The organism is Paenibacillus sp. RRE4 (assembly GCF_031844205.1).
In the GTDB taxonomy this organism is placed as follows: domain Bacteria; phylum Bacillota; class Bacilli; order Paenibacillales; family Paenibacillaceae; genus Paenibacillus; species Paenibacillus xylanexedens_B.
The window spans coordinates 1-19338 of record NZ_JAUZUT010000010.1; the positions used below are offsets into that span (position 1 = coordinate 1).

The 19338-nt window shown below is 47.3% G+C and carries 21 protein-coding genes; 2 read left to right on the forward strand and 19 right to left on the reverse strand.

The window, feature by feature from the left end; all coding sequences use genetic code 11:
- Positions 1-501 precede the first annotated feature (501 nt).
- The gene (locus Q9R46_RS24910) at positions 502-1380 is read right to left on the reverse strand and encodes a nucleotidyltransferase-like protein (protein WP_251511901.1); all 879 of its coding nucleotides are present in this window, start codon (positions 1378-1380) and stop codon (positions 502-504) included.
- A 131-nt stretch (positions 1381-1511) separates the two neighbouring features.
- On the opposite strand from Q9R46_RS24910, the gene Q9R46_RS24915 reads away from it, so the two are divergent.
- Positions 1512-1889, forward strand: a complete 378-nt coding sequence (locus Q9R46_RS24915) for a DUF2614 family zinc ribbon-containing protein (protein ID WP_090924511.1) — start codon at positions 1512-1514, stop codon at positions 1887-1889.
- Positions 1890-2139: 250 nt separating this feature from the next.
- On the opposite strand, the gene Q9R46_RS24920 is transcribed toward Q9R46_RS24915, so the two are convergent.
- From Q9R46_RS24920 to uptA, 17 genes are all read right to left on the reverse strand, one after another.
- Complete coding sequence (locus Q9R46_RS24920) at positions 2140-3870, reverse strand: glycosyl hydrolase family 18 protein (RefSeq protein ID WP_311282177.1); 1731 nt, start codon at positions 3868-3870, stop codon at positions 2140-2142.
- A 148-nt stretch (positions 3871-4018) separates the two neighbouring features.
- Positions 4019-4444, reverse strand: coding sequence for a peroxide-responsive transcriptional repressor PerR (perR, locus tag Q9R46_RS24925; RefSeq protein WP_090924521.1), 426 nt, complete (start codon positions 4442-4444; stop codon positions 4019-4021).
- Positions 4445-4601: 157 nt separating this feature from the next.
- Positions 4602-6023 (reverse strand): DUF4097 family beta strand repeat-containing protein, encoded by a 1422-nt coding sequence (locus Q9R46_RS24930; protein ID WP_311282178.1) that lies wholly within the window; start codon positions 6021-6023, stop codon positions 4602-4604.
- A 31-nt stretch (positions 6024-6054) separates the two neighbouring features.
- A complete protein-coding gene (locus tag Q9R46_RS24935; protein ID WP_311282179.1) occupies positions 6055-6657 on the reverse strand; it encodes a hypothetical protein in 603 nt (200 codons plus the stop codon).
- A gap of 150 nt (positions 6658-6807) precedes the next feature.
- Positions 6808-7518 carry an MgtC/SapB family protein gene (locus tag Q9R46_RS24940; RefSeq protein WP_145334919.1) on the reverse strand — a complete coding sequence of 237 codons (711 nt, stop codon included), beginning with the start codon at positions 7516-7518 and terminating at the stop codon, positions 6808-6810.
- A gap of 33 nt (positions 7519-7551) precedes the next feature.
- Positions 7552-8019: a GNAT family N-acetyltransferase gene (locus Q9R46_RS24945; protein ID WP_311282180.1), complete on the reverse strand. Its 468-nt coding sequence runs from the start codon at positions 8017-8019 to the stop codon at positions 7552-7554.
- Between the two features lie 135 nt (positions 8020-8154).
- Entirely contained in the window at positions 8155-9594 is a 1440-nt protein-coding gene (gene gatB / locus Q9R46_RS24950) for an Asp-tRNA(Asn)/Glu-tRNA(Gln) amidotransferase subunit GatB (protein WP_154891712.1), read from the reverse strand.
- A 26-nt stretch (positions 9595-9620) separates the two neighbouring features.
- Positions 9621-11078, reverse strand: coding sequence for an Asp-tRNA(Asn)/Glu-tRNA(Gln) amidotransferase subunit GatA (gene gatA, locus Q9R46_RS24955; protein WP_311282181.1), 1458 nt, complete (start codon positions 11076-11078; stop codon positions 9621-9623).
- A 27-nt stretch (positions 11079-11105) separates the two neighbouring features.
- Positions 11106-11393: an Asp-tRNA(Asn)/Glu-tRNA(Gln) amidotransferase subunit GatC gene (gene gatC, locus Q9R46_RS24960; RefSeq protein ID WP_090924504.1), complete on the reverse strand. Its 288-nt coding sequence runs from the start codon at positions 11391-11393 to the stop codon at positions 11106-11108.
- A gap of 173 nt (positions 11394-11566) precedes the next feature.
- On the reverse strand, positions 11567-11950 hold the full coding sequence (locus Q9R46_RS24965) for an ATPase (RefSeq protein ID WP_145334911.1): 384 nt from the start codon (positions 11948-11950) through the stop codon (positions 11567-11569).
- A 162-nt stretch (positions 11951-12112) separates the two neighbouring features.
- Positions 12113-12337, reverse strand: coding sequence for a hypothetical protein (locus tag Q9R46_RS24970; protein WP_145334909.1), 225 nt, complete (start codon positions 12335-12337; stop codon positions 12113-12115).
- Positions 12330-12668 (reverse strand): YxlC family protein, encoded by a 339-nt coding sequence (locus Q9R46_RS24975; RefSeq protein ID WP_145334908.1) that lies wholly within the window; start codon positions 12666-12668, stop codon positions 12330-12332. Before Q9R46_RS24975 ends, Q9R46_RS24970 begins: the two co-directional genes overlap by 8 nt.
- Before the next feature lies 1 nt (position 12669).
- Positions 12670-13197, reverse strand: coding sequence for an RNA polymerase sigma factor SigY (gene sigY / locus Q9R46_RS24980; protein ID WP_311282182.1), 528 nt, complete (start codon positions 13195-13197; stop codon positions 12670-12672).
- A 142-nt stretch (positions 13198-13339) separates the two neighbouring features.
- Positions 13340-13705 (reverse strand): hypothetical protein, encoded by a 366-nt coding sequence (locus tag Q9R46_RS24985; RefSeq protein ID WP_311282183.1) that lies wholly within the window; start codon positions 13703-13705, stop codon positions 13340-13342.
- A 258-nt stretch (positions 13706-13963) separates the two neighbouring features.
- Entirely contained in the window at positions 13964-14596 is a 633-nt protein-coding gene (locus Q9R46_RS24990; RefSeq protein WP_311282184.1) for an MBL fold metallo-hydrolase, read from the reverse strand.
- Positions 14597-14601: 5 nt separating this feature from the next.
- Entirely contained in the window at positions 14602-15171 is a 570-nt protein-coding gene (locus Q9R46_RS24995) for a thioredoxin family protein (protein ID WP_311282185.1), read from the reverse strand.
- Positions 15171-15788, reverse strand: coding sequence for an undecaprenyl phosphate transporter UptA (uptA, locus tag Q9R46_RS25000; protein WP_145334898.1), 618 nt, complete (start codon positions 15786-15788; stop codon positions 15171-15173). The genes Q9R46_RS24995 and uptA overlap by 1 nt, the downstream gene beginning before the upstream one ends.
- A gap of 131 nt (positions 15789-15919) precedes the next feature.
- Here uptA and Q9R46_RS25005 point away from each other — a divergent pair, with 131 nt between their 5' ends.
- On the forward strand, positions 15920-16294 hold the full coding sequence (locus Q9R46_RS25005) for a dehydrogenase (protein ID WP_397386419.1): 375 nt from the start codon (positions 15920-15922) through the stop codon (positions 16292-16294).
- A gap of 281 nt (positions 16295-16575) precedes the next feature.
- Here the strand turns inward: Q9R46_RS25005 and Q9R46_RS25010 are convergent, their stop codons facing one another.
- Complete coding sequence (locus Q9R46_RS25010) at positions 16576-18732, reverse strand: O-antigen ligase family protein (RefSeq protein ID WP_311282186.1); 2157 nt, start codon at positions 18730-18732, stop codon at positions 16576-16578.
- Positions 18733-19338 lie beyond the last annotated feature (606 nt).

Consider the following 19338-nt stretch of genomic DNA (forward strand, 5'->3'; position numbering starts at 1 on the left):
CATCAGCGACGTTAGACGCTGTGAAACTCATCGGGGTATTGAAAAGAGCGATAAGCTCATTTTGAATCTGACGAGATTAAAAATCTCATTTGTGTTCCAGTTTTCATACAGCCAGATGGCATGTACCAAAGACCTTCACGTCATCCTGCAAGCAGAATGTTTACTCACTCGTTGTTCAGTTTTCAAAGATCAAACACGATTGTTTTACTTACTCCTTGCCTTCACCAAGTTTCGGCGGCGACTTGAATAATGTAACACATTTCGTTTGTTTTCGTCAAGAACTTTTTTTTAATTTTCTTTTTCATTACTTCATGTTCTTCACTTTTCCTCAACTGAATTTGTCATTTTCTGATGATTCACTCATTTGGGGAACGAAATATAATGTACCATAATCTACAGATCAGAGTCAACACCTAAACATATAAATTATTAAACAAACAAAAAAGGAAGGTTTCCCCTCCTTTTATACATCACTTCTCAACAGCAGATTCTGCAAACAGGTCAGGTCTCGATCCAATAGCGAATTTCCCTGCCTTCCCCTTCCAGTGAGGGCCATCCAGCTGATTCTTTTACTATAGAACGAAACACAAGTTTTCGAAGTACCAGCGGCAGGTCCTTACGAACAAATCTTAATTGAGGATGATGAACAAGTTCATTAATACTCCATGGCTCTTTTCGGCTTCTAATCACACGGAGCAGAAGTTCAGAGCATTCTCCCATTTTCGACATGACAGAAAACTCACAAGCGAGCAATACAAGCTCCACGCGCTGTTCCAAAGTTTCAGAACTTACCGTCAGCTCCTGATACAGCTTCCATAATGCACGATCTAATTGCTGCACATGAGTCCAGACGGCATGATCAGGGTAGATGCCCTGTTCAATAAGCACGATCCTAGCCCAGCTTCCCAGCGCCTCCAATGCATTGTAATAGGCATCTACAACATGCCCCTGCTGGATATGACGCTTCGCCTCAACATACATCCTTAGAAAACTGGTAAACTCGTGAAACAGTTTCTGCTCACGCAACTCATTCCCAAACGAAGATAACTCTTCTCTCAAATCGCTAATCTGGTTGCCCGTTTCCCAGATAATCTCCCCTTCAATCAGGCATTGCATGAGATTATCATGTTCTCCCGTAACCGCAGTAATCTGTAAATCAGACTGGCTGACATAGATCAACTGATAACGAAGATCTCCGTATCTGTAATGTTCGACCGTTGACATCGATTGATCTGTGTTATGCACAATCAGTACCATCAAGTCAAAATCCTGGATCAGGGAGCCGTGGAATCGCTCTCCCGGGTGGGAATAAGCGATAGCCCCAACTGCCCCTGTCTCTTCCGACTGCTCGGACAAAAAAGCAAGGTTCTTTAATTCCACGATTCCCTCCATACAATTTATACAATTCATGGCAGTTTAGCGCCAAGTCAGTTATAATGTAATTCGACATGATATACAATGTTTCCTTCTTTTTCAGGTCCGATACTACTCATACGATAGGAGCATTTTTTATGATTTTTAAATCAGCAAAAATTAATGCTTTTCGCACTTGGGGATTACTGTTAACCATGCTAGGAATGGGCCTAATGATACTCGGCACAGCCGGAATTGTGTTCTGGGGACATGCCGGAAAGGTTATCGCAGCGGTTGGCCTTGTAATCGGGCTTGTTGCCATGCTGGGCAGTTTGATCATTTATTTCTGGGCAGGCATGCTCTCAACCAGTGCTGTGCAGGTCGATTGTCCAGAATGCGGCAAGTTAACGAAGATGCTGGGTAAAACAGATCGTTGTATGTTCTGTCACACGATTCTGACGATGGACCCGAACAAAGCCAATACGATGAGTCCGCCTGTGGAACCAACGACTCCACCCGCCGCGCCTTCCAAGTAACTCACATGCGCCCGGAAATCCATTAATGCATTTTGTCCATAAATCTTCACCGTACACTCTTAAACTCCGTACTCAATCTACAAAGTCGGTACACGTTATCCAGCGCGGTTTGTAGTGCATAGAGTTGCAGGTGTATCTGTTGTTAACGTTCTGAAACAGTAGTCGTTCATCAAAAAAGGACCCGGTATCTTTACCGGGTCCTTTTTTGATATTGCACATGATGAGAATGATAAGTGCGATTTATTATAATTTACTTGGAATAACCAGCCTCTTTGAGGGTTTCCCAGGCTGATGCATTAGCAAAGCTTCTATTCCATGCAGCTACTCCGCCCAGTTTCAACGAAGAAATAAGATTCACCCTGGCTTGCAGGGATACGGCATCTTCGATCCAGATTTTTTTTACGGCGCCATCTTCCTTATACTCTACATAGTTTTGTCCGCTTGCTTGATCCAGAACAGGTTTGAGTTTCTTCTCTTTAATTAACTCCTGAACGGAATTCATACCTACCGCTTTGGAGGAAACTTTGATCTCTCCCTGCTCATTCGCTTTTTCAGTCCAAATCCGTGTATATAAAGGAACGGCCATAATAAGCTTATTCGAAGGGACTTCATCTTCTTCCAGTATGCGACGCATCGAGGATTCGGTCCATGGCAACGAGGCGACAGAACCTGCTTTCGGGCTGGCTGCCCAGTGCTCGTCATACGCCATCACGATAATATAATCGGCAAAAGCTCCTAATCCACGACGATCTAAAAACGCAGACCACATTTCACTATTTGATTTTGGCGTAACATCCACCGATAACATGAGTCCATGAATACGAGCCATCGCCTTCATTTCACGTACAAACTGGGTAACATTCGCTCCATCTTTGGTATACACATTTTCAAAGTCGATATTGATACCGTCCAGCCGGAACGTTTTGGCATAATCCAACATTTGTTCAATGATGTGTGTACGCTTGGCGTAAGTAGACAGTGCCTCCTTCGTAATGTCCGGATCGAAACTGTTATCCATCAATCCCCATACTTCCATCCCTGAGCGCTTGGCCCAGTTCACATAGGCTTGGTCTCCTTTGCTTTTCACTGAGCCATTGCCATCGGTAATATGGAACCATGTCGGGCTCACTACGTTTACCCCAGGCATCTTTCCAATGGAGCCCACGTCAGGCTGGCGATTGTAGACAGCTTCCCATACGAGATTCACAGGTTTGTTTTTCCACTTTTTCTCCGCCTCAGTGGGTGTAAACTTCGGCGTGTCCAGCGTCTTTTTCTCACCCAGAACAAGATGATCGTTATCTACATAACCTGCATAACCGTTATCCATCTGTACAAAGCTCTGATCTTTACCCGTCTTCCACACACGTACTCTGGTATTCTGCTTCATATCCGTGAAAATGGGAGAAGACTCTTCTCCGCTTTTATACAGAGGAACGGTCTGATCTTCTTTGGATGACAACGTATCAATCGTTGCATATTGGATCGTGTCCCCACCGCGCAACAAAATAACGGCTCCTGTTGTCGGATCTTCCTGAACGGCCAGCCCGTATACCTCCTTCAACGGTTGAAGGGGAATATACGCCTCATCAGACTTTACCTCCGGCTTTACTTTCAGCGGATAATTTTGATGATTCAGTTCAGCCCGGGTACTGCCCTCTTTCATATGCAGCACTCTCTGCGGAGAAGCAATAATGATATCCCCCGAATCAGGTTCATATCGTATTCCCGGATCTACCGCTTCTTGCAATACCTTCACGGGCAGTTTAAGCTGACCACCTGTGCCAGAAGCATCCTCATCCATAAGCTGTCCATCTACAAAAATAGGCTGATTTCTCCCGAGCCAATCCGGGTCCTCATAGACCTTATTCAACCATACGCTGGTAATAAGCCAATAGGCACCACCTGCCACCAAACATGCGCCAAGTAACCCTGGCCAAAATGAACGTCGTTTACGACGTGTATATTTGCTTTTTCTACCCAAACGACTACCTCCGTTAATTCCATAGATGATGGTAAACATCCCAAAAATCATAGATAATTTCACATGGATGTTTTTCTTAAAACTCTGTATAAATAAAAAACGTGAAGAATCCATACTGAATTCCACACGTTAATATTGTAAATCATCTCTATTGATGCCTGCAACTTTTGCACACACCATATACTTCCAATCGGTGACCATGTACCTCAAATCCCGTGCTCGACTCCGCCTGAAGCTCCACACTCTTTAACGAAGGATAACTGAAGTCTTCAATCTTGCCACACTGGTCACATATCACATGATAATGATCCGTCACATTGGCATCAAAACGGCTTGAATTATCTCCGTAAGTCAGTTCCCGGACCATACCGGCTTCCAGAAACATTTTCAAATTGTTATATACGGTCGCCACGCTCATACTAGGAAATTGGGGTTCGAGTGCCTTGTAAATCTCATCGGCTGTCGGGTGCCCCATCGATTCCATTAAATAGTTTAATATGGCATGACGCTGGGGTGTAATACGGACACCGGTCGTTTTGAGCTGCTCCAACGCATGTTGGACACGTGTTGCCATAAAGCCCACCGCCTTACCTTTCATTCTCTGTTTGAAAAAATGTATCCTCGTCGTCATACAGAGTATAATTTCCCGGCTGTACACAACGACAAATGCTCTTTCACGTCATGTAACCTTGCCAGTGTACATTTATTGTACGGCGATTGCAAGTTTATTGTCAACGCGGCGATGCAGGAACTTCGGTCGCATCCTCTTCGGAATTCTGACCTTCACCCGTCGTCTGCTGCCCTTCCCCATTCGTATCCACAGACTCTTCCAATATGGATTCTTGTGTAGAAACTGCCGGATTACGCTCTACCGTAAGATCACTATTCCCTTCAATTTTGATTCTATATTCTCCCTCACCCAGTTGCCCTTCAATCGTTTTGTTTTTGACGTCGAACGGCATATCCGTCTTTAAATCCCCGTAACTGCTGGAGCCCGAAAGACTATAATCACCACGGTCAGGGATCACAACGTTAATGGCTCCCACTGCACTATATACATCCCAATCTCCACCGACTTTAGCGGAAACAATGTTAATACTGCCATTCAGAGACTGAGCTTTCACGCCCAGATTAGCACCATCCAGTGTAATATTGCCATTCCGGGTTTCAGCTGAAAACTCGCCGAAGGAGTCTGTAATACTGACATTTCCAACTTGCGTGGTTAAATCTACATCTCCCGAAACACCGCGTGCTTTCATATCGCCACGGTTGCTATCCATGTCCACGTTCCCTATAGCATTCGCTACGATTACGTCCCCGTTTAGCGTTTTACCCGTGATATCGCCAACCGCATTCGTAATCCGAATCCGTCCATTGCCTGTCTCGGCAAGAATGGTCTTGATAGCTTCAGGACGGTTTAACAAAATGGCACCATTCGATGTGCGGATATCCAGATTGAAACGGCGATCGTCTGGAATGGTGATCATCATGTTCATGCGTGGTTGCGTTTTTTCATTTTCACCATACGCTTTACCTGTCGCTTTAATATGAATGACCTTATCCCCTTCCGCTTCTACAAAAGAAGCCGCGGCTACTGCCTTGGCCTGGACCTCAGATGCTTGGTCGACCCAGACAACAGTATTCACTTTAATCTCATCCGTATCTCCACGCTGGATTGTTATATCTCCGTTCACGCCTTCGACCACGATATCCGAAGTATCCATACGGACAGGAACCCCGATCGTGACCTTATCTTCCTTATAACCGGCAGCCTGACTGTAGTCCATTGAGGCAGCTCCCAGATTAAGACTGACGCGGTTCCACAGATGCATGTAGTGATCCTGTTCAGTCACAATAAATACAGAAGCGGTTAGAATCAAAGAGGCCAGAATGCCTTTGGCATCCGGTCTAAAACGTGCTTCTGGGCGCTCATCGGGCGGGGACAAACGATCTAAATCCCGTTTACTTCTCATGCGTGTCCACAGAAACAATACAATCCATTCCACACCCAGAGCCACAAGCAAAAACGGCCACCAATCCACGAATTCGTAGAGGTAGTCTGTTCCCCACTGTTTATCCATAATGAGCAGTACACCAACACTAGCTATTAGAGCAGCAGCCGTAAAACGTCCTACCCGAATTTTGCGGTTCATTCTTTTCCCTCCTTCCGTCCATATCCGTTGCCTATATTTTCTTCTTACGCAGCATAACCCAAAATTCCCGACCGAATAGCAATAAGCCGCCTGCGATCAACAGAATAGCAAAAGAATATCCGCCATACATGGCAATCAGCTCTTGAAACCAACGTGGTTTACGGAAGAACAGCACCATCAGCGAACCTCCCACAATTAACAGAAGGCCAAACGAAATGCCACGTTCCCACACCATCATGCTCTCCCGTTCAGAACGTTCGCCAGATTGCGGCTTGTCCAAATTACCTTGCGTTACAGCCCGGCGTCTGCGCAACAAAATCCAATCAGCCGATTGTAGCACATCATATACGTTGTAGAAGTAAATCACCGGAATACAAAGAGCCAGCAAGATCAGTAAAGGCACATTGATCTGTATGCCGATGGACGAGAAGTACAACAGAGCGGACAAATCAAGCAAAACAAGCAAAATAAAAGTCAATCCTCGCATGTACAGACGTAAATAAATATGTCCCATGCCCGGAACAATGGCACTTAAAAGCCCCGCAATAAACTTATGTGTTTTATTCCGTACCTTCTTGGGTTTCCTAGTCTTTCCTGTTCTTGCGCGATCTGTATGGTCCTTCTCCTTCTTCATAACATGCTCCTTTCTCTGAAAAATGACCGTTACCCCTCATCATGCATTTGGTTAGATAGTACCCTAAAGCGCCCGAAGAGTAACTGGAATAAAAATGGATATTAAGAAAAACCCTCTGCCATGCCTGCGCTCAGAGGGTTAAGAATTCCTTTATTCAATCGACACTTTGGTCATGTGTTCCCACTGTCTTAACTTGGAGACAATCTGTATTGTCTTAAAATCATGCGGCACTTGCACATGCAGTACAATTTCTATTTTCCGCTCAACGGATACGACTTCTGCAAAAGCCAAATCTGGTTCATTCACGGTAATTTTACGAACTCTGATCTTCTCCTGTTCCATAAAAGACGAGACCTTCTCTAACGTCCCTGGTTCGGACAAGGTATGAAGGGTTATGACATGCAGCTTATTGCCGCGCAAATACCTCAGCTCTAATTTGTTAAAAACCCAAAGATTCAAGAGTACCAGCACGGTGGAAACGATGGAGGCAAAAAAGAATCCAGCTCCTGCGGCAAGACCAATCGCGGCAACCACCCAGATCGACGCAGCGGTTGTGAGTCCCGTTATGGACTTACCCGTGAAAAGAATCGTACCTGCGCCTAAGAAACCGACACCGGTAATTACTGCTGTAGCCAGACGCGCAGGATCAATCCGCACGTTTAATTCATGCGCAAAATCCTTAAAACCATAGATAGACAGCATCATAATCAGCGCTGATCCAAGACATACCAAAATATGGGTTCTTAGTCCGGCAGCATGATTGGAACGCTCACGTTCCAGACCGACAAGTCCACCAAGCAGCATAGCCAGCAATAAACGAAGCAAAATATGCCATTCATCAATAAACCAAGGATTGCTCAACGTTCCAGTTCCCCCTCTAAGTTGTTCACATGCTTAAAGCTTATTCTTATGAAATGTCGTTAATTCCACTCCAGGAGCGATCTCTGCCGCATCGACAGGTTTAAATCCAAACTTCATATATAGATTCACCGCCGCTGTATTCAGCGTTCCTGTACATACGATGTAGCGTGGCAGATCGGGATATATTTCGAAGACATGCTTCATTAATGTAGCGGCAATTCCTTTGCGAAAGTGGTTCGGATGTACCATCATACGTGTGATCGTTAGTGTGTCCCGTTCTTCCTCCATCACAGCCACTGCACCGAGCAGCTCTCCATCCTGCTCATCGACACATCCGTAAAAGGTTTCCCCGCAATTCTGTAGTGTTTCCATCGTATCCAGCAAAGGCGGAATGTCTTGAAATCCGATAATCTTTGCTTCCAACCGGTAAGCCATATGTTGCAGCCTCCACAATTGGGCCAACATATCTTCATCACGTAGTGACAATGTTTGAATACTCATGATTAAGCACAACTCCTCCGTATCAGACTTCATAAACCGTTAAAATCTAAATAACACGGTGCGTCAGAATTTTATATACCAAAAAAGAGGCTGTCACAGGGACGAGCCTCTTTCTGTCCGACCTCACTGGAAGGATTAGCGGTTCAATACATCTGCGAGCAGTTGATTAGCAAGGGCCGGATTCGCCTTGCCTTTACTTTCTTTCATGACCTGACCTACGAGGAAACCGATGGCCTTTTGTTTGCCAGCCTTGTAATCCTCGACAGATTGCGGATTGTTCGCAACGACCTGCTCAACAATGGCGAGGATCGCTCCTTCGTCACTGATTTGCACAAGTCCTTTTTCTTCAACGATCTGTTGTGGAAGCTTACCGCTCTCCAGCATTTCCTTAAATACCGTTTTAGCGATTTTGCTGTTGATGGTGCCTTTCTCCAGCAATCCGATCATCTCACCGAGTCCTTGCCCCGTTAGCGGAACTTGCGTTACCTCAAGGTTATTGGTGTTAAGATAACCAAGCAGGTCACCCATAATCCAGTTGGAAACGGATTTGGCATCTTGGGTATATTTCAGACTGTCTTCAAACAGGTCTGCAATCGCTTTGGAAGAGGTGATCACCTCGGCATCATAACTAGGCAGACTGTAATCCGCAGTGTACCGGGCTTTACGCTGATCCGGCAGTTCAGGAATTGAAGCTCTGATGCGTTCCTTCCATTCGGCATCAATATGCAGTTTTACCAGATCCGGGTCCGGGAAATAACGATAGTCATGCGCTTGCTCTTTGCCACGCATCGACAAGGTTTTGCCCTGAGCTTCATCCCAGCGGCGCGTCTCTTGAACAACTTCTCCGCCGTCATCGAGAATTTCGGCTTGACGATACTGTTCATATTCCAAACCGCGCTGTACACCACGGAAGGAGTTCATGTTTTTGAGCTCCGCCCGGGTGCCCAGCTTCTCCTGACCATGTGGACGCAAGCTGATGTTGGCATCGCAACGAAGTGACCCCTCTTCCATCTTCACATCAGAAACGTCACAGTACTGCATGATCGCACGAAGTTTTTCCAAATACGCACGCGCTTCTTCCGGAGAAGAAATCTCGGGTTCGGATACAATCTCTACCAGCGGAGTTCCGACACGGTTGAAGTCTACAAGGGAGGCATAACCGCCATCTACGTGTGTAAGCTTTCCTGCATCCTCTTCCAGATGCAAACGTGTGATACCAATTCGTTTCGTTTCGCCGTTAACTTCGATATCAATCCAGCCATTCTCACCAATCGGCTGATCAAATTGTGAAATCTGATACGCTTTGGGTGAATCCGGGTAGAAGTAGTTTTTACGGTCAAACTTACTCACATCGGCGATTGTGCAGTTGAGAGCCATTGCGGCTTTCATCGCATAGTCAACAGCCTGACGGTTCAACACAGGCAATACGCCCGGATGTCCGAGACAGACCGGACAGGTGTGTGTATTAGGCGGAGCTCCAAAAGCAGTGGAGCAACCACAGAAAATTTTGGAGTTGGTATGTAACTCCACGTGGACTTCGAGTCCAACGACCGTTTCATATTTAGATGCGGACATTTCGTTTTACCTCCGTTCCGGGCAGTCTACAGCTGCGGACGCTGCTTGTGGAATGCTGTATTTTGTTCATACGCATGCGCTACGCGCAGTACGGTTGTTTCATCAAAAGCTTTACCGATAATCTGCAAACCAACAGGCAGACCGTCTGCGAATCCGCAAGGAATGCTGACCGCAGGAACACCCGCCAAGCTGACTGGAATCGTCAGAATGTCATTCAGATACATCGTAAGCGGATTATCTACCTGAGAACCCATCTTAAATGCCGTTGTAGGTGCAGTAGGTCCAATAATCACGTCAAACTTGGCAAAAACATCATCGAAGTCCTGTTTGATCAATGTACGTACTTTCTGAGCTTTCAAATAATACGCATCATAGTAACCGGAACTGAGTGCATAGGTTCCAAGCATAATACGCCGTTTTACTTCCGGACCAAAGCCCTGACTTCTGGACTGGTGGTACAGATCCAGCAAATTCTCCGGATTGTCCGCACGTACACCGTAACGTACACCGTCAAAACGAGCCAAGTTGGAAGAAGCTTCAGAAGAAGCAAGCAGGTAATAAGTAGCTACTGCATATTCGGTATGCGGTAGCGACACTTCTTCCCATGTCGCTCCAAGACCTTCCAGCACTTGAAGTGCAGCAAGAACTTTCTCTTTTACTTGCGGGTCTACACCTTCACCGATGTATTCCTTCGGTACGGCAATGCGCAATCCTTTGACATCCCCTGTCAGTCCGCTCAAGTAATCCGGAATATCTACCTTGGCAGATGTCGAATCTTTAGCATCATAACCCGCAATGGCTTGCAACACATAAGCAGAATCTTCTACATTTTTGGTCAGAGGTCCGATTTGGTCGAGGGATGACGCAAAGGCCACCAAGCCAAAACGGGAAACCAGTCCATAAGTAGGCTTTAAACCGACAATTCCGCAATAGGAAGCCGGCTGACGAATAGAACCGCCCGTGTCTGATCCAAGTGTGAAATACGCTTCTCCCGCAGCAACCGCTGCAGCAGAACCACCTGAGGAACCACCCGGAACACGATCAAGTGCCCATGGATTATGCACGGGTGAGAAGCTGGAATTCTCGTTGGAACCGCCCATGGCGAATTCGTCCATATTCAGTTTCCCCAAGGTTACGGTATCTGCTGCTTTAAGCTTCTCGACAACCGTTGCATCATACACCGGGTCGAAATTGCGAAGGAACTGACTTCCGCAAGTCGTACGCAGTCCGTTCGTCACGATGTTATCTTTGATACCTACCGGTAAGCCAAACAGCAAACCTTTCTCATCACCGCTGACAAGTCGGTCATCCAGCTGACGAGCGCGTGCGCGTGCGTTCTCCTCGTCCAGTGTCAAATAAGCCTTCACTTTGTCGTCATGTGCGCCGATATTCTGATACGCCTGATCGACCAGATCACTGACCGATAGTTCTTTGGCGTGCAGATTGTTATGTAACTCAGGCAACGATTGTTCAAATAAACTCACAGTGCTTGTCCTCCTTCCAATTATCCGTTATTCCATCACAGCAGGCACTTTAAACTGCCCGTCTTCTTCATCTGGTGCGTTGTGCATCACCTGTTCTATGGACAGGCTTTCCTTGGTTTCATCCTCACGCATCACGTTGCTGACATGCAAAACATGAGTTGTTGGCTCAATATTGTCCGTATCCAGCTCGTTCAGCTTCTCTGCATATTTTAAGATCGCGTTCAGCTGACCTGTCAACGTCTGTTCTTCTTCAGCAGTTAGATTAAGCCGAGCCAGCTTGGCTACATGCTGAACGTCATTGTTCGAAATACTCATTACCGGATGCCTCCTTCAATCGTTCTGTGCCTGAGACAAACCTGCAAACGAAGCGTTCGTTTAACGGGCTAAAGTCCCAAGATAACTTTTCTAATTATAGGTGAGATAGTTCGACAATTCAATGCAAATGCAAAAAAGGAGCCGGCATCAGCCGACTCCTGAAATTCTAATCCTTAAATCCATGCACGCAGATTAACCTGCTTTATAAAATCCGCCTGGGACATTACATCATTCGCGGTTTCTTCTTCCTCTTCCACAACTAGAGGTTCACCGTTCATCAGATGATGAAACAGCTTCTCATTATGTGTCGCAAGGGCGTAATCTATCAACGCTTCTCGCTCGACCCGCTCAGCTTCCTGCTTCAGCAGAACCTCTTCCAGATCGACGTCGCCGGATGGAACAAAAAAGTTCCGATTAACCAGCGGCACTCGAAGCACGTAATCGAACGCATTGTCCGGATTCCGGTCATAAGCGATGATGTATCCATATTCCCCCACAGGAAGATTTTGCTCAAACGCATCCGCGACGATGACAACCTTCTCTCCTAATCGCAGCATCGTCTAACCTCCTGGTAGTCTATCATTCATATTTATTTGTATAGTCTACTAGAAAAGAATAACGATGTCTAGGAATACTAGATTTAAACAACATATTTGTGCAAAATCTTTTTGGAGTTTTTCTCAAGACAACCCTAATCGTTCCCATATCATCTGTTATGTTTACTTCTTGCTGTGTCGTTTCATGTCTGTACGAATGACAACTAACCAGTAAATTAACAATGGACCTGGAACACTAGTAATACCCCACAATCCCCATAACCAAGGAAAACGTCCTCGTTTACGTGCGTCCAGAAAAATCCAAGTCCCTTGAAACAACAGCAGGAGCGCAAGGAATACAAGTAAAACCGGTGGAATCTCTTCTAACGAATAATGCAATCTATTCATGATGCATCGTCTCCTTCCGGTGCCGGACCAACGATACGACAGCTACACTGACAGCAATAACAGTACCCAGAACTTGTATACCCAAGTACACGGCAGGAGAAGAAACAAACAACAACGTTCCCAGTGTAATTATCGTCAGTGCGACGAACCAGAAGCAGATAATCTCAACCAGATTGGCTCTGCGCTTGATACGTCTTTGTTCCCTTACACGGGATTCGAGTGTTGCCAGGGATGGAATATCAGCAGGTTCACAGACATCATCCAGCGCTTTCATAGACTGTTGTAATCGCTGTACGATTTCCTTATCCTGTGACTCGTTCAATCTGCTCATTTTATTCCAGCTCCTTTCTTAATTGACGGAGACCATAAGCTGTCCGGGACTTTGCTGTTCCGGCAGGTACGCCTAACATCTCCCCGATCTCATCGTAACTATAACCATAATAATGTTTCAGCAGCACAGTAATGCGATGCTCGGGGGTTAGCCTCGTCATCGCGTCCATCACATCTGTCCATTCCTCGTTTCGACTTTCGAGTTGCCAGCGAAAACGTCGGATTGCCTGATGGCGAATCAAGTCAAGCCAGCTCTGCTCCCTCTTCTTTCGCCTGATTCTGTCTATGTAGATACGAGTTCCGATAGTGATCATCCATGATGAAAATGCTGATGTGCCATCATAACGCCGAATATTTTCCATACAGCGAATCATGGTGTCCTGCACAATCTCTTCAGCCAGATTAGGGTCCATCGTAACTTTCACAAGATATTTATAAACAAATGAGTAATGTCGCTGTAGTAGTGTTGCAAGTGCACTGTCATCGCCCTCTGCCGCTCTGCGCACTTCCTCCAATTCAGCTGTTCTCATTATGATGATCACCCGCTTCCTGTTCAATCTAAAGGTAATACGATAGATACTGCTCAAACGTTCAACGCTAAATGAATTTTTTTGAAAGGGCCTTATTGTTTTCAATTCTCGAGTAATATGTATACGACAATTTCCCGGGCAATCAGACTCCATTTCGGTAATCTTGCAGTTTGTCGAACCACCGCTGATTACGGGCTCCGTTTTGCAACACACGACTAGTCCATGTATTTTGCTGAAACATAAGGTCTGGTTTAGTACGATTTAATTTAGAATGCCCCTGATCAGAGCGGGATTGCTTTGTTTTTTTATAAATGGAATGATCTGTATCAGTACTAGCTTGACCTACACTCCAATGAGGATGTTTATTTCTATAAATTGGATTCAAACTGCTATTAGGTATGTATGCTTTCTGATGAACCGCTTCCTTAATAACCGAATTCATGACGGAATGTAACTCACGTCGTCGATCATCAAGACATGTGTATTCTGATTGCTTCGGCTGAAACATGTTTATTTTCTCCACATCGTTCTCCCTCACTCTCGCTTATGAATACGTACTCCTTATATTGTTCTAATCCAGCTAAAAAGGGCTGAAAACAAAAAAAGAACGCAAACCGGGTATAGACCACAGTCTGCGTGCTTCGCAAGTTAGGGTATTTCTATTCAACGCTTTAGTTAAGTGATGCCTTAACGCTTGTAACAACTAATTGCTATTCTAATGAAAAAGCTAACACTTGTCCAGACTTAATTCATAGATTCTGTCGAATTATCTGGCACGAACGTAAGGATTATTCTGTTTTTCATAACCTATCGTTGTTTTGGGACCGTGTCCCGGATATACCTTAACCTCATCGGGGAAACGATACAACTTATTCTGAATGGAGTCTACCAGATCGCGTTCACGTCCACCTGTGAGATCCGTTCTGCCTATGCCCATCCGGAACAACACATCCCCGGCAAAAAGATCATTTTCGCAAAGGAGACTGACACTACCCGGAGAATGTCCTGGCGTATGGTATACCTGAAACGTATGGCCAATCAGTTGCAGCTTCTGACCTTCATCCAAGGCAAACTCTGCCGGATTCGCTGTAATCGGTGGTGTGACTTGCGGCCAGTTCAGCGACCCGTTCAGCTTGGCCGTAGTCAGCCAATCACTTTCCAGATCATGCAAGTAAACGGGACAGCCCTTCAGCTTACGAATCTCCTCCAGACCGCCGATATGATCGAAATGAGCATGGGTCAGAAGAATCGCTTCAATCTCCAGATCCTGAATAGCCTTGAGTAGCGGGCCGGGATTCATGCCTGGGTCAACAATAACAGCTTTACCCGGGTCCTCGCCCTGTAACAGGTAGGCATTGGTTTGCAACGGCCCGAGCGTAAATGTACGAATGTTAAGCATATGAATTAAAAACCCGAAATCAGTTCACGCAGCTCACGAATGATCACTGCATGGGACTCCGTTCCTTCCCCGTAACGTTTCAAAATCTCTTTGCGCGCTTCGGCCATATTGTCCTGATAGTCTGCAGCTTCACGGTCAGGATTCAGTCGTTTGAACTCGACCATAACCTCTTGTACGTGCTGCGGGCGCGGCCCCCATTGACCCAGAACATGTCCGCCTGTATCTGCTACGATCACAATCGGCACAGAACGGCCACCCATCGTCAGGAATTCATCCATCACATCCGGATGATTTTCCATAATCAGAACTTCAGTCGGGATGCCTGAAATCTCCAGCGCTTGAAACACAACCGGAATATTACGCACAACGTCACCACACCAATCTGCGGCCAGAATCAGCACACGAAGGTCGTCACGATAGTTCAGACTTTCAAAGAACTCACGATCCTCTTCGTTTGCCCAGACAAAGCTGTCATAGTTCGCCTGAAATTCACTTTGATTTTTGGTCATACTCGCGATAAATTCCTTCGGTGGCAAGCCTTTACCGAATTTGTGAGACAAGTTAGGTTTGGACATTACTTCGCACTTCCTCTCTTTTTACGTACATTCATCCATTTGATAACAACATAAATAATCATAAGAGCAAGCGCGACAAGCAAGATCGGCGTAATAAAGGGAGCCGCTTTCTCGTCTACATGCTTCCACTGATCTCCAAGAATCATTCCTAAATATATAAACAATGCAGTCCAAGGTATAACAGCGAGTGTTGTCAGCAGAATGAATTTGCCTGTGTGCATTTTCGTGATGCCAGCCGGAATCGAAATCGCATGTCTTACGACTGGAACAAATCGTGCTGTAAAAATAACACCTGTGCCATATTTGCGGAACCACTCTTCGGAATGATCGATGTGTTTTTTCTGGATCAATATGTATTTGCCGTAACGTTCAAGTACAGGTCTGCCGCCATAACGACCGATCCAGTAAATAAACAGCTGGGCCAGCACTCCGCCCACTGTACCGAAAATCATCGCACCGAAGAAGTTAATGTTATGCTGAGAAACGAGAAAACCGCCATATGCCAGCACAATTTCACTTGGGATAACCTCCAGCATTAACCCGAGCATGATGCCAAAGTATCCGAGACTTTGAATCCAGTCGAATAATTGGCTGACAATGTTATGAATAACGTCCATCTCAACCCTCTTTCTTTTTCCTGAATGGCGGTGCCTGTCGCACCATGGATGTTCGTCCTTATTTTATCACAGCCCCCTGAACGTGGCTACTTAAGAGAACTGGACAGTGTCCTGATGGCCCTGCTCCGCATATGGTATGGGGAGAGGAGTGTGGGAACGTGACATTTAAATCCACGCCCGGGTCTCCCCCGGTCAAGCATAAGCAATCCGGACAACAACTGCCCTCTGCCCGAGGCATTCGCCGCGCCTGTAGTAAGGAGTTATACCGGACAGCCAAGAGATTGAAATTGTATATCTCCCCAGAACGTATGAAGCAGGCCGAGGAAAAGTACTACGCCAAAGTTATTGCGAATCTGCTCTGGATTGGAGAAAATCGCAATGACCGCAAAAAATTGTGCGAATGGTGGAATACCGAAGTCAGTGCAGATATTGCTACGCTCTGGGAGGTTGAGGTTGAACCGCTGAAAGAAGCATTCAAACACGCCTTTGGTGGTTACCGTCTCTAGAAAGTTAGAACAGGCAGGCGAAAGCATTCTCGTCCGCCTGTTCAAGACCCGCCGAGAAAAAGCAACATGTCCAAGCTTTCTTTTTACAATGAAACTGCAAGGCTTTCAAGGAACAAGAGCAAGCGTAGAATGCCAAATAAAAGGTTCGTTCGTCAACTGAATTAACGATTGCAACGTTGTTGAATTAGCAGAAACGAGTGAGCTATTCAAACAGTATCTTGGTTCCTCTTAATCTGCACTTCTCTGATCTGCTTCAGTGCCACAGCCATATATAATGGATGCTACTTTAATTTTTTTTGCGTAGTCACTTCATGACCAAAGGAACCCGCAACAATTCTGTGCAAATTCTCTGCAGTCAACGAAGATGAAGGATGCATATGAAAACGACGATCGTTACGCATCCGTTCTGTATTTACCTGAGATGCTAGTTCTCTGTAATGTTCATATATTTCTATCCCGATCGCCGCAGTCTTTTGGGCTTGTCGGACTTTTCCTTCTGAAATCTCACGCATCGTCGCCTGTTCCATCCAGTAGAGCACCGTCCTCTGGGTTATAACGTCATAACGATTCATGGCATTGGCTGAAATGAAATATGCACCCGCTTGCTTCCCTTCTCCAGATTTGGCTTCCCATCGACCAAGCTCCACATAAAGGTCCGGATTACTAGGTGAATGGGACAAGCTGTTCAATAAGACGGGTCTGGCTTCCGCTTGAGGCAACATACGCGCAAGAGAAATCGCTAAATCAGGCCGTTCTGGATTCAAACGATATGCTGATCGAAGATACCGGACACTCGCTGTTGTCCCCATTGGCTCAGTCAGTGCATGGCGATACTGCACATCCGCCCATGCGCAACGTGCTGTAGTCCAGACAGTACCCCCAAGCCAGCATGTAAGCAGAAGTAAGACTGCATACCGTTTGATGTGGCCTGATATGACATATGAAAACGACGTAGGGGTGCAGGTACGGATGTAACTACAAACGTTATCATAGATGTGGGTCTGAGCACTGTAATTCGTAAGACAGTGTTGATGCGATGAGGCTGCTTCCGCTTCTATTCTCAGCGCAACCGCCCATGCCGTGAGCCAGATGAAGAGCATCCAGCTGAGCGCATAACTCCAGTCGAAGTCCACGATTCCATGCAGGACGAAGACAAGCACAGGCGGCAGTAGCCGCGGCGCGAAGCGGCGGATACTGCGCAGGGTGAAGAGCATCCACCCTGCAATCAAGGCGACGCCGAGCAGGCCCGTATCCAGGGCCAGGTCGAGCAGCCCGCTGTGTACCTCGCCGCCGACATACGGCGAGGACTGGATGGCGCGGAACATGTTGCGCCATGTATTCCCTCCGTGGCCGAGCCATGCGGCCTCGGTCCATAACCGCAGGGCATCCCGCCACAGCTGCAGGCGGGATGCCCCTGTGCCGACACCTGCCGCGAAGCGTTCGGCGGTGGAGGTTGCGGCCATCAGTGCGGCGGCGATGCACGCCAGCACGGTGGCCGCAAGAGCAGTGGCGCGCCCGGCGGGGCCGCCACTGTGCCAGAGACGGCACAGCAGCAGCGTGCCGAGCAGCGCAGCTGCCCATGCCCCGGCCAGGGCCAGCAGGCCGGGCACGGGTGCAGGCGCCAGCTGGGCAGCAGCCAGCTGGCGGTACAGCCAGGCCGCGCACGCCAGGGGCGCGGCCAAGGCCAGCAGCAGCGGCAGGCGGGCACCGCGCCGCTGCAAGAAGGCGGCGGCCGCGGCACAGCCGGCCGCTAGCCAGGCGCCGCGCGACTCGCTCAGCAGGAGCGCGGCTTGCGCGGGCATGAGCGGCAGCACCGCCGCGAAGAGCCGGCGTGCCGGGACGGCTCGCCCAGCCAGCACCCCCGCGGCGGCCGTCAGCCGCTCCAATGCGTACATGCCGACAACGGCACCGTACGCATTGGGGTACTGCAGCAATCCGCCGAGCCGGGCACCGGCGGAGCTGATCTCGGGGTCAGCTGTCCGCATGACCCCGTAGGGCAGCGGCAGCACACCACACACGGCTAAAATGCCGCTTAGCACAAGCAAGCCGCCCGCCAGCTGCCAGCCAAAGGCCAGCCAGCGCACACCATCCTTACTCGCTGCCAGCAACACAGCGAGCAGGGCAAACATCGCGAGCAAGCTCCAGCGCAGCATCTCATGGATACTGCCCTGCGTACTTACCGAGCCTGCCCAAGCATGCAGGGCATAACACGCCATGATTGCCAGAGGAATCCCTACATGCACTAAATCTACGACTTCCAGCCGAGTGGATTCCGACCGAACGGAGGCCATGCCATCAATTCCCCTTATCAGTACGCCTCGTTTATACACCACGAGAGAGAACAGCATGACAACACCAGTCATCAGAATAACGGGGTACAGGTCGGCCGAATGGAACAATCCTCTTCCCAAACATCCTGCCAGCAATATAGCTGCCATGCTTACACCTAAGACTACAATCCACCATCTGGATTCTCTATTACGATTCTCACTACCCTTATTGCCCGTTTCAATCTCACAACTGGACGCGGATGCCCCATGCCCAGAGATCAAGAAACGACGCGGACTGGCTATACCGTTATATGTATTGTGATCAACTCTGAAATAGCACCCCTTTTTCAGAGGATGACTTGCACCCACATTCATACTCACCCCTATGAGTTCTGATCGGTTAGAGGCTCCTTCTCTGATCTCTTTCCTTTCATTCAGAAAGCTCTGATGTTGATCTACATTTCCTACTTGTTGTCCATTCTGCTTTGCCTCCCATGCACCCTGATCTGGATGTAGCTCTCTGTTCTTCACCCCGTTTCCTCCTCCCTTCATTATTTGAAAAATAAAAAAGGCAGAAGAATCCCTATTCGGGTCCTTCTGCCTTGGTTTACACCCTCGCCGTCAGATCGGTTTATGATCTGGATCGGCAACCGTCGCTGAACGGGAATCGGATGCACACGCACAGCCTTATTTTAATCATTCATTCTCTTAACCATCATGAACTTGTTCACGCATCATGCCGACATCAATGGCATCCTATATCTTGCACATCAA

What these genes read in the sequence shown, in the direction of transcription:
- Q9R46_RS24915 (WP_090924511.1), top strand. Translation starts at nt 1,512, where the DNA reads ATGATTTTTAAATCAGCAAAAATTAATGCTTTTCGCACTTGGGGATTA.
- perR (WP_090924521.1), bottom strand. Translation starts at nt 4,444, where the DNA reads ATGGCAACACGTGTCCAACATGCGTTGGAGCAGCTCAAAACGACCGGT.
- Q9R46_RS24930 (WP_311282178.1), bottom strand. Translation starts at nt 6,023, where the DNA reads ATGAACCGCAAAATTCGGGTAGGACGTTTTACGGCTGCTGCTCTAATA.
- Q9R46_RS24935 (WP_311282179.1), bottom strand. Translation starts at nt 6,657, where the DNA reads ATGAAGAAGGAGAAGGACCATACAGATCGCGCAAGAACAGGAAAGACT.
- Q9R46_RS24945 (WP_311282180.1), bottom strand. Translation starts at nt 8,019, where the DNA reads ATGAGTATTCAAACATTGTCACTACGTGATGAAGATATGTTGGCCCAA.
- gatB (WP_154891712.1), bottom strand. Translation starts at nt 9,594, where the DNA reads ATGTCCGCATCTAAATATGAAACGGTCGTTGGACTCGAAGTCCACGTG.
- gatC (WP_090924504.1), bottom strand. Translation starts at nt 11,393, where the DNA reads ATGAGTATTTCGAACAATGACGTTCAGCATGTAGCCAAGCTGGCTCGG.
- Q9R46_RS24965 (WP_145334911.1), bottom strand. Translation starts at nt 11,950, where the DNA reads ATGCTGCGATTAGGAGAGAAGGTTGTCATCGTCGCGGATGCGTTTGAG.
- Q9R46_RS24970 (WP_145334909.1), bottom strand. Translation starts at nt 12,337, where the DNA reads ATGAATAGATTGCATTATTCGTTAGAAGAGATTCCACCGGTTTTACTT.
- Q9R46_RS24975 (WP_145334908.1), bottom strand. Translation starts at nt 12,668, where the DNA reads ATGAGCAGATTGAACGAGTCACAGGATAAGGAAATCGTACAGCGATTA.
- sigY (WP_311282182.1), bottom strand. Translation starts at nt 13,197, where the DNA reads ATGAGAACAGCTGAATTGGAGGAAGTGCGCAGAGCGGCAGAGGGCGAT.
- Q9R46_RS24985 (WP_311282183.1), bottom strand. Translation starts at nt 13,705, where the DNA reads ATGTTTCAGCCGAAGCAATCAGAATACACATGTCTTGATGATCGACGA.
- Q9R46_RS24990 (WP_311282184.1), bottom strand. Translation starts at nt 14,596, where the DNA reads ATGCTTAACATTCGTACATTTACGCTCGGGCCGTTGCAAACCAATGCC.
- Q9R46_RS24995 (WP_311282185.1), bottom strand. Translation starts at nt 15,171, where the DNA reads ATGTCCAAACCTAACTTGTCTCACAAATTCGGTAAAGGCTTGCCACCG.
- uptA (WP_145334898.1), bottom strand. Translation starts at nt 15,788, where the DNA reads ATGGACGTTATTCATAACATTGTCAGCCAATTATTCGACTGGATTCAA.
- Q9R46_RS25005 (WP_397386419.1), top strand. Translation starts at nt 15,920, where the DNA reads ATGGTATGGGGAGAGGAGTGTGGGAACGTGACATTTAAATCCACGCCC.
- Q9R46_RS25010 (WP_311282186.1), bottom strand. Translation starts at nt 18,732, where the DNA reads ATGGCAGCTATATTGCTGGCAGGATGTTTGGGAAGAGGATTGTTCCAT.